Genomic DNA, 9479 nt, shown 5'->3' on the forward strand with positions numbered 1-9479 from the left:
CGACACCGAAATCCCGTCCCCGGTTGCAGGCACCCTGCAGGAAATCCGCGTGAACGAGGACGAGACGGCTGAGGTCGGCTCCGTTCTGGCCGTCATCGGCTCCGGCGCAGCTGCTGCTCCGGCGGCCGCTCCGGCACCCGCTCCCGTTTCTGCGTCTGTTGCCGCAGCCCCCGTGGCCGCACCGGCACCCGCAGCCCCCGTGGCAGCCGCCCCCGTGGCGGCCGCTGCCCCGGCCGAATCCGGCTACGTCACTCCCCTGGTCCGCAAGCTCGCCAACCAGCACGGTGTGGACATCGCCGCTCTGGCCGGCACCGGCGTCGGCGGCCGCATCCGCAAGCAGGATGTCCTCGCGGCGGCAGAAGCCAAGCAGGCCGCCCCGGCGGCTGCACCGGCCGCCGCAGCCGCAAGCAAGCCCGCTCCCGCCCCGGTGGTTGCGTCCTCGCTGCGCGGCACCGTGGAGAAGGCCCCGCGCATCCGCCAGGTCATCGCCCGCCGCATGCGCGAGTCCCTCGAGGTCTCCACCCAGCTGACGCAGGTACACGAGGTCGACATGACCAAGATCGCCAAGCTCCGCCTCAAGGCCAAGAACTCGTTCCAGGCCCAGAACGGCGTCAAGCTGACCTTCCTGCCCTTCATTGCCAAGGCTGTCGCCGAAGCCCTCAAGCAGCACCCCAAGCTCAACGCTGCCTACGACGAAGCCAAGCAGGAAATCACGTACCACAACGCCGAACACCTGGCGATCGCCGTCGACACTGACAAGGGCCTGCTGGTTCCGGTCATCTCCGACGCCGGCAATCTGAACCTGGCAGGCCTGGCCGGCAAGATCGCCGACGTCGCAGGCCGTACGCGTGACGGCAAGATCGGCCCGGACGAACTTTCCGGCGGCACGTTCAGCATCACCAACATCGGTTCCGTTGGCGCCCTGTTCGACACGCCGATCATCAACCAGCCGCAGGTCGGCATCCTCGGCACCGGCGCCATCGTCAAGCGCGCCGTTGTTGTTGCCGATGAGAACGGTGACGACTCGATCGCCATCCGCTCCATGATGTACCTCTCGCTCACGTACGACCACCGCCTGGTGGACGGCGCTGACGCAGGCCGCTTCCTCCAGACCCTCAAGGCCCGCCTTGAGGAAGGTGCCTTCGAGGCAGATCTGGGGCTCTAGTCCTGATCGTTTCATGACGGCTGCCGCTTCCGGTTGCGGTCCATGAACGGCGGCGGGGCAGGCTCCGGTGGGAAACCACCGGAACCTGCCCCGCTTTCTTTTGCCCTCGTTGTCCATCCTGTCCGCGCCACCTGCGTGGCCTTGCTACGGGACGTAGAACCTTCTGGCTAAGCTTGAGCCATGAGTATTCTCTTCAGCATCCTGGTGTTCTTGCACATCGTCGGCGCAGCCATGATTGTGGGCTACTGGATCGCCACCATGAAAGAGCCCACCGTCCACCCGCGCCAGCGCGACGGCGCCTTCCTGCAGCTGCTCACCGGCATCGCCATGATGGGCCTGATTCCCGTACTGGACATGGACGCCAACTACTTCAAGCTCGGCATCAAGTTCGCCATCGGCATCGCCGTTGCCGTGCTCGCGGTGATCGGCTCGCGCAAGGCCAAGAAGGGCGAGGCGGTTTCCACGGGCATCGCCCACAGTGTTGGCGGACTGGCCCTGGTCAACATCGCCATCGCCACGATCTGGAACTGATACCGCAGACCAGTCCAACGGCAGCCCTACCTGGGTGGGGCTGCCTTTGCCGACAGGAAGGTCCAGCAGGGCAGACCAGAATCCGGCCAATTCTTCCTGGCCGGAGCGGCATCCTGGTGTGTTTGGGTCTCCATCCGCACAGTTTAAGGGTCACAATCCACTGACAGCGGACAGGTGTGCGGCCAGGGCCGTGAATCCATAGGATTGTCCTTGGTGGCATCCGGCGGCTGGCTGGATGCCGATACGCAACGACGCTCAGGAGTGGACATGGCTACAACACGCACCGCACACACCGTTTGGAACGGAAACCTCATCGAAGGCGCCGGCAACACCACGTTGGACAGCTCCGGTCTGGGCACCTACGACGTCACGTGGAAGGCCCGCGCGGAATCCGCCGAAGGCAAGACCAGCCCCGAAGAGCTCATTGCCGCCGCACACTCTGCCTGCTTCTCCATGGCGTTCAGCAACGGCGTGGCAGGCGCCGGCTTCAACCCGGAAGAAGTCAACACCAAGGCTGACGTGACCTTCCAGCCGGGCGAGGGCATCACCGGCATCCACCTGACGGTCAGCGCCCGCATCTCCGGCGTCACCGAAGAGGAATTCCAGCGCCTGGCCGAGGACGCCAAGGTGAACTGCCCGGTGTCCCAGGCTCTCCGCGCCACGCCGATCACCCTGACGGCAACGCTCGCCGCCTAGCTCCCACGGCTTCCAGGGTGAACAAAGGCCCGGCCCCTCCCTCCATGGGAGCGGCCGGGCCTTTCTGTTCCCTCCGGGACCAGCCCCGCTACGGCCTGGCCGGAAGCGGTGCCGGACGCACCGTACGGTAGCCTTCGCGCAGCGGCGGGCGGTCCGTGGGCAGTTCCTGGACCATTTCCTTCAGCGTGCCGATCCCGTATTCGAGCTGCGGGTCGGTCCCGGCCGCGTAGGCGTGCGGCGGGAACACCACTTCGATGTCCGGCTCCACGCCCCTGTTTTCGACGTCCCAGCCGATCCCGCCACCGAACCAGGTAGCGTAGCGCGGCTGGGTGACCCCGGTTCCGTCAGCCAGGGCGAAGCGGTTGTCGATGCCGACGACGCCGCCCCAGGTCCGGGTTCCGATCACCGGGCCGATGCCGCGCAGCTTGGAGACCTGGGTGATGATGTCGCCGTCGGATCCGGCGAATTCATCGGCCAGGATGATGACCGGGCCGCGCGGGGAGTGGTGCGGATAGGTGCGCGGCTTCTCGCCACGGGGCATGCTCCAGCCGGTGACCTTGCGTCCGATCAGTTCGGCCACCAGCTGCGAGGTGTGGCCGCCGCGGTTGCGGCGCACGTCCACGATCAGCCCGTCCAGGGACGTTTCGGTGTCCAGGTCGCGGTGCAGCTGTGCCCAGCCGTTGGCCATCATGTCCGGGACGTGCAAGTAGCCGAAGGCGCCGTCGGAGGCTTCCCTGACGGTGCGGCGGTTGGCCTGGACCCAGTCTTGGTACCGGAGGCGTTCCTCGTCCCGGACAGGCACCACTGCGACACGGCGCTGCCGCCCGGCGGCGGCGCCGTGTCCGCTGCCGTTGCGCAGGGTCAGTTCAACGGTGCGTCCGGCGGCACCGACCAGCTGCATGGCGGGACTCAGCGAGGCGGAGAGTTCGACGCCGTCGATCGCCAGCAGCAGGTCGCCCACCTTCGCGTCCGCCCCGGGGCGGGTCAGAGGGGATGTGGCGAGCGGGTCCGAGGACTCCCCTGCCAGGATCCGGGTGATTTCCCACCCTTCAGCGGTGAGATTCAGTTCGGCGCCGAGCCGGCCCTGGCCGTTTCTGCCGGGCTCGGATGCCGCGGCGGGCCGGACGTAGGCATGCGAGGTGCCGAGTTCACCGTGGAGTTCCCACAGCAGGTCAACCAGGTCATCGTGCGAGCCCAGGCGTTCCACCACGGGGCGGTACCGCGAGTGGATTGCGTCCCAATCCTGGCCGGCCATGTCCGCGGTCCAGAAGAAGTCACGCTGGAGCCGCCAGGCCTCATCGAAGGCCTGCCCCCAGGCCGCCACGGGATCCAGGATGACGCGGATCCGGCTGAGGTCAACCTTGACAAGGTCCCCCGAGTCCTCGTCGGCCTTGGCGTTGGCGGGGACCGAACTGATCTGCTTGTCCAGCACGAACACGACGCGCTTGCCGTCCTCGGAGAGCCTGTACCGGTCCACGGCGGACACCAGGGTGGCCGGCTTGCGCTTGGCGAACTCGTAGCGGACCAGGGACGGTGCCGGCTCCTTTTCCTGCAGGCTTCCCCGGCCTTCACCCGTGACGCCGCTGAGCTCGGTGTCCAGCCAGAGCAGCGCACCATCGGCGGCGGTGAGACCGGAGTAGTTGCCCTGCGGCACCGGCACGCCGATCACGCGGTGGGCCAGGCCTTCGGCGTCGACCCGGACTTCCGGAACGGCCGGGGCCTCGTCCTTGTTTCCCTTGCCGGCGGCTTCGCCGGCGTCCGCGCTTCCGAGCGGATCCACCGAAGGTCCAAACGGCGACGGCGTGTCTGCGGCAAGTCCCACGAGGTAGGGCTTGATGGGGCTCGGGAAGGAGAGATCGAAGGCGATGCCGTCGTACACCGGATCAAAGCTGCGGTTGGACAGGAAGGCCAGGAACTTGCCATCGGGCGTGAAGGTGGGTGATTCGTCGCAGAAGCGGCCATCCGTCACATCGATGATGGCGGCCTTCGCGTCGGCCGGGCGGGCGATCCGAAGCTTGCTCCGCAAGCCGAACGACGTCACGGGTTCGGACCAGGCCAGCCAGCGGGAATCAGGCGACCAAGCGAGGTGTTCGATGCTGCCTTCGCCCACACTGAGCAAAAGGGTCAGGGTACCCGCGGCCGTGTCAGCCACGAAGACGTCGCCGAAGGCCGTGCCGATAGCCAGCCACCGTCCGTCCGGGCTGGCTTCCAGGGCGCTGGTGCGTGCAGGCTTAGGGAACACGACGCGGACTTCGCCGGCGGCCTCCTGTGCGGCTGGAGCCTGTGCACCGGCGTCCTGCGTAACCGGGCCCGGCACCGCCGTTGGCGGCCCAGCCACTATCTCTCGGCCCTGCGGCGCCTTGGAGGCAACTGCGGCCGGGCCCGTGACGGCAGAGGCCGCTACCGGCTTCGGCAGTGCATCCCCTGTTTCCACCGCAAGCGGGGGTTGCGCCGCTCCCGGGAGCTCCACTGCACCGGACAGCGCCGGCGCGATGTCCTTGATGTAAATGGCCTCAACGCCGCCGTGGTCTGCCACGTAGGCTATGCGGCCGTCGGTGAGCGGCCGCGGCAGGCGGGCACGGACACCGGGGGTCGCTTCGACCACGCGGGAAGGCCCGTCCTTGTGCCGCAGCCAGTGGATGGTGCCGTGCGTTTCGATGGCGCTGGCCGAGCCCCCGGCGTTGGGGAACACGTCGCCAAGGTGCAGTCCGGCCTTGAGCGGCGCGGGCCGGCGCGCCGGGGACGCGGAGCCGAGCGTGATGTCCAATTTCACGGCTTCGGAATCAAGACCGCTCAGCAGCCACAGCTCGCCGGCGGACTCAAAGATGATGCGCTGACCGTCCGTGCTGGCGTGCCGGACGTAGAAATCCTCGTGGTCCGTGTGGCGCCGCAACTCCGAGCCGTCAGGCAGCACGGAGTAGAGGTTGCCGTAGCCCTCATGGTCCGAGAGGAAGGCGATCCTGCCAGCCACCCACAGCGGGTCGGCCAGATTGCCGTCGATCTCCGGCACCAGCCGCTCGAACTCGCCGTTTCCGTCCGTGTCGATCCACAGCTTTCCGGCCGTGCCGCCGCGGTAGCGCTTCCACCAGGCAGGCTCGCGGGACAGCACACTGGAGACCACCACGGGCTTCTCGTCCCCGTTTTCCGGGCCGTAGGCCACGGATTCGACCGGGCCGAAGGGAAGCCCGACGGCGTTGCCGCCGCCCAGCGGGAGGCTGTAGGCATGCGTGTGGCGGCCTTCGGACTGCTGGAAGGCGCTCGTCACGAGCACATCGCCGGACGGCGTGAATCCCTTGATTCGTGTGGTGCTGTGCCCGAAATAGCTCACCTGGCGGTACCCCCCGCCGTCGACGTCGGCAGTGAGGACCTCCGGGGAGGTCCCGACGACGGCCGTCCAAACGAGCTGTCTGCCGTTCGGTGTGAAGCGCGGGTTGCGTGCTTGCAGCTGCTGCGACGCTACGCGCCAGGCGCGGCCGCCGTCGACGGGCGCGATCCAGACATCGTCTTCGGCCACGAACGTGACCAGATCGCCGTGCAGGTGCGGGAAGCGGAGGTAGCTGGAGGAGGTCATTGTTCGATCATAGTCAAGAGGCCGGACTCAAGAGGCCGCAGTGAAGAGGCCAGCCGCCGCCGGACGGGCCGCGCCCCCTTCCTGCGGCACGGCCGCCGTGATGAGATGGACCATGCGGATCGTGATTGCAGGAGCCTCCGGAATGATCGGCACGGCATTGGCCGAACACCTCAGCGGGCAGGGTGAGGACGTTGTGCGGCTTGTCCGGCGCGCTGCGGAAGGCCCGGGCGAGGCCCGCTGGGATCCGGCGGCCGGTGGGCTCGATGAATCCGTGCTGGACGGCGCCGACGCCGTGGTGAACCTGTCCGGCGCGGGCATCGGGGACCGCCCCTGGACCCGGCGGCGGGTCCGCGAAATCCGCGAATCCCGCCTGCACGCCACGCGCACCCTGACCTCGGCCATGGGCCGGCTGGGCACCCCGCCCGCCGTGTTCATCAGCCAATCCGCGTCCGGCTACTACGGCGCGTCCCGGCCTGGGCTGCTCCGTGAAGACTCGGGCCCCGGCACGGGGATGCTGGCCAATCTGTGTGTCGAATGGGAGAAGGCCGCGCGGACGGCTCCGGCCGGTGTCCGCGTTGTGGCGCCCCGGACCGGGGTGGTGCTCAGTCCCTCCGGCGGGGCCCTGGGTCCGGTGCTTCCCCTGCTCAAGCTGGGGCTCGGTGGTCCACTCGGCAACGGCCGCCAGTTCTGGCCCTGGATCAGCTTGGCTGACGAAGTGGCCGCGTTAAGTTTCCTGCTGCGCGCTGAGCTGGAGGGCTCTGTCAACGTGTGCGCGCCGGAGAGTGCCGATGTCAATGCAATCGTGGCCAGCCTGGCCGCGGCGTTCCACCGGCCGGCCATCCTTCGCGTCCCGGCGCCGGTTCTGCGACTGGTCCTGGGTCAGCTGGCAGAGGAACTCGTCCTGGCGGACCAGCGCATGGAGCCTGCACGGCTCGCCGGTGCCGGTTTCCAGTGGCAGCACCCGGCGTTGGCCGACGCCACGGCGTGGGTGGCCGGTGCCGCGGCCCGCTGAGACCTGGCAGCTGGCTGACAGCTACGCCGTGCCAGCCAGGATGTCCGAAATCCGCCAGGCACCATCCGTCCGGACGAGGACGAGCCGCAGCTGCTGGGACTGCCCGGCGGCCTGGGAGCTTACGGTGGCGCCCGATTCGTCACGTTCCGCATAGGCAGAGGTGCTGGCAACGACGGCAACCGTTGCCCTTTCGCCGGTGCTGCCCGGCTCCACGACGATGTTGCTCAGCGCGGTTGTGAAGCCTGCCAGCACAAGGCGTCCGCCCTCCGTCTGGTCCCGTTCCAGCTGGGAACGGATCCTGGCGTCGGCGGCCGCCGCAGCGGACCCCGGCACGTTGACCTCGTCCAACAGCTGCAGCGCCCCCTGACTCAGCGCCAGATCGCGTACGGCAGAGAGGGCAAGGACGGCTTCGGCCGGATCCTCCGAGCCCAACTGCTTCCGCAGCTTCCCGGGCACTCCGGGTCCGGCCGTTCCCAGCGGTTGCGCAACTGCCGGGGCCCCGGTGACGCGCGCATCGGCTGGTGGCCCCGCCGGTTCCCAGAACAGCCACAGGACCGAAACCGCCAGCACTGCGAGCAAAACCGAGGCAATCAGGATGGTTCGGGGGCTCCGGGCCATGCTGGACGGCCGAGCGCCGGCGTGCCCGGGGTGGCCGGCGCGCCTGCCGTGGCCTGCCCCGGCCCTTGACCTCCGTTGCGATCCCGGAGCGGGCGCCTGCCCACGGATGCGGGGCGCCGCCTTGAGCCGCCCCCGGATGCCGCGCTTGGGCGGAGCGGAGTGCCGCAGCGTGAGAAGTTCGGGCACGACAGTCGCGTGCACGGAGCCGGAGAGGTCCACCGGTTCCGGCGCAGCGCAGCGGTAAATGGCCGTTCCCAGTTCCGCGGCAGAGGGCCGCTGTTTGCCCTCGGGGTTCAGACCGGCCTCAATGGCTGCTGCGAGTCCCGCGGGCACCTCCGGCACCAGAAGGGACAAGGGTGGCCGCTTGGCGGCCAGGTCCGGTGCCGTACCGGTCAGGCAGTACCAACCCAGTGCCGCCAGGGAATAGACGTCCCGTTCGGGGTGAAGACCCGCCCTGTCAGGATCAACGCCGCCAGGATCGGCGAAGCCGGGCGTTCCGGAAACGGATTCGGGGGCCGCTTCGCCCAGCATCCTGGCGATCCCCAAGTCCGCAAGCAGCGGTTTGCCATGTGCAGTGAAGAGCACATTGCCCGGCGAGACATCGGAATGGGTCATGCCGTGGCCGTGCAGGTACGAAAGGGCCTGTGCCACCGGGGTCAGGACCGTCACGGTTTCGCCGATGCCCAGCCTCCCGCGGCTTGCCACGAGCTGGCCAAGGGATCCCCCGGCGGCGTAGTCCAGGACCAGGCCCAGGCTGCCGTCGGCTGCCCCTCCCAGCCTGACGACATCGCGGGTCTTCGCCAGATGCTCGTGGTCCAGCCGGGACAGGATCCGCACCTCGCGGAGCAGCTCCGCCTCCCTGGCGGCAGCACCGGCGTCGGACACTCCGGCATCGAGGCATTTGACGGCGAAAAGCCGGCCATCCGCTTCCCTGGCGGCCAGCCACACGCTGGCGCTGGCACCGCGTCCCAGCTCGCGGGACGGCCTGAATCCGGGGATCAACGGCATGGCCCCGGCAACTGTCGGCAAATTCTCCATGGTCAAGGTTTACCGGATCCGGAGATTTCCCGCAGAAGTTATCCACAGGCCCTCGAAGCGGGTTCGCCATAGAGAGGAGTACGACTGAGAGCTTGGCCACAAAATCACGGCCTTCGCCGCGCGGGGTCTAAGCTTGAACCCATGACTCTTGAGTTCTCCCAACTGGGTCTTGCCCCCGATTTCGTTGACTACATGCAGGGCTGGGATCTCCAGCGCGAAATCCACAACAAAGTTGTTGCCGGCGAGAACCCCAGCACCGTCTTGCTTCTGGAGCACGCTGCCGTCTACACGGCCGGTAAGCTCACGGAAGACCACGAGCGCCCGTTCGACGGCACTCCCGTGGTTCCCGTGGACCGTGGCGGCAAGCTGACATGGCACGGTCCCGGCCAGCTGATTGCCTATCCCATCCTGAAGCTGAAGAACCGCGCCGGCATCCGCGACTACGTGGAGCGGCTGGAGGCCGTCATGATCGCGGTCATGGAGGACTACGGCATCAAGGCCGAACGCATGAAGGGCCGCGCCGGAGTCTGGCTGCGGGCGGACGAGAAGGGTCCAGACCGCAAGATCGCCGCAATCGGCATCCGGGTCCTGGACGGCGTCACCATGCACGGCGTCGCGATCAATTGCAGCAACGACCTTTCGCCCTACGCACAGATCATTGCGTGCGGGATCACGGACGCCAGCGTCACCACCATGTCCATTGAGACGGGCCAGGTCATCAACCCTGCCGATATCGCCGAGCGCTTCGTGGAAGAGTTCCGCAAGCACGAAGAAGCACTCGTTTTCAGCCCCGAAGGAGCAATCCAGTGACCCTGGCACCTGAAGGCCGCAAGCTGCTGCGCGTTGAA

7 protein-coding genes are annotated in these 9479 nt (G+C 68.0%); 5 read left to right on the forward strand and 2 right to left on the reverse strand.

Features of this window, described 5'->3' with window-relative positions; genetic code table 11:
• The 3 genes from sucB to J1902_RS15695 all read left to right on the forward strand — a co-directional run.
• Positions 1–1165 (forward strand): 2-oxoglutarate dehydrogenase, E2 component, dihydrolipoamide succinyltransferase (sucB, locus tag J1902_RS15685; RefSeq protein ID WP_207617248.1); only part of this gene is annotated, 1165 nt, incomplete at its 5' end.
• A 180-nt stretch (positions 1166–1345) separates the two neighbouring features.
• A complete protein-coding gene (locus tag J1902_RS15690; protein ID WP_207617249.1) occupies positions 1346–1696 on the forward strand; it encodes a hypothetical protein in 351 nt (116 codons plus the stop codon).
• 267 nt (positions 1697–1963) lie between these two features.
• The gene (locus J1902_RS15695; RefSeq protein ID WP_207617250.1) at positions 1964–2392 is read left to right on the forward strand and encodes an OsmC family protein; all 429 of its coding nucleotides are present in this window, start codon (positions 1964–1966) and stop codon (positions 2390–2392) included.
• 88 nt (positions 2393–2480) lie between these two features.
• On the opposite strand, the gene J1902_RS15700 is transcribed toward J1902_RS15695, so the two are convergent.
• Entirely contained in the window at positions 2481–5963 is a 3483-nt protein-coding gene (locus J1902_RS15700; RefSeq protein WP_207617251.1) for a S41 family peptidase, read from the reverse strand.
• Positions 5964–6075: 112 nt separating this feature from the next.
• Between J1902_RS15700 and J1902_RS15705 the strand changes: the two genes are divergently transcribed.
• Positions 6076–6975: a TIGR01777 family oxidoreductase gene (locus tag J1902_RS15705; protein ID WP_207617252.1), complete on the forward strand. Its 900-nt coding sequence runs from the start codon at positions 6076–6078 to the stop codon at positions 6973–6975.
• A 21-nt stretch (positions 6976–6996) separates the two neighbouring features.
• Here J1902_RS15705 and J1902_RS15710 read toward each other — a convergent pair whose 3' ends face one another.
• Positions 6997–8631 (reverse strand): serine/threonine protein kinase, encoded by a 1635-nt coding sequence (locus J1902_RS15710; RefSeq protein WP_207617253.1) that lies wholly within the window; start codon positions 8629–8631, stop codon positions 6997–6999.
• A gap of 141 nt (positions 8632–8772) precedes the next feature.
• On the opposite strand from J1902_RS15710, the gene lipB reads away from it, so the two are divergent.
• Positions 8773–9441 (forward strand): lipoyl(octanoyl) transferase LipB, encoded by a 669-nt coding sequence (lipB, locus tag J1902_RS15715; RefSeq protein WP_207617254.1) that lies wholly within the window; start codon positions 8773–8775, stop codon positions 9439–9441.
• Positions 9442–9479: the final 38 nt, after the last annotated feature.

The sequence above is a fragment of the Arthrobacter cavernae genome (assembly GCF_017368795.1).
Taxonomy (GTDB): Bacteria; Actinomycetota; Actinomycetes; order Actinomycetales; family Micrococcaceae; genus Arthrobacter; species Arthrobacter cavernae.

What these genes read in the sequence shown, in the direction of transcription:
- J1902_RS15705 (WP_207617252.1), top strand. Translation starts at nt 6,076, where the DNA reads ATGCGGATCGTGATTGCAGGAGCCTCCGGAATGATCGGCACGGCATTG.
- J1902_RS15690 (WP_207617249.1), top strand. Translation starts at nt 1,346, where the DNA reads ATGAGTATTCTCTTCAGCATCCTGGTGTTCTTGCACATCGTCGGCGCA.
- lipB (WP_207617254.1), top strand. Translation starts at nt 8,773, where the DNA reads ATGACTCTTGAGTTCTCCCAACTGGGTCTTGCCCCCGATTTCGTTGAC.
- J1902_RS15700 (WP_207617251.1), bottom strand. Translation starts at nt 5,963, where the DNA reads ATGACCTCCTCCAGCTACCTCCGCTTCCCGCACCTGCACGGCGATCTG.
- J1902_RS15710 (WP_207617253.1), bottom strand. Translation starts at nt 8,631, where the DNA reads ATGGAGAATTTGCCGACAGTTGCCGGGGCCATGCCGTTGATCCCCGGA.
- J1902_RS15695 (WP_207617250.1), top strand. Translation starts at nt 1,964, where the DNA reads ATGGCTACAACACGCACCGCACACACCGTTTGGAACGGAAACCTCATC.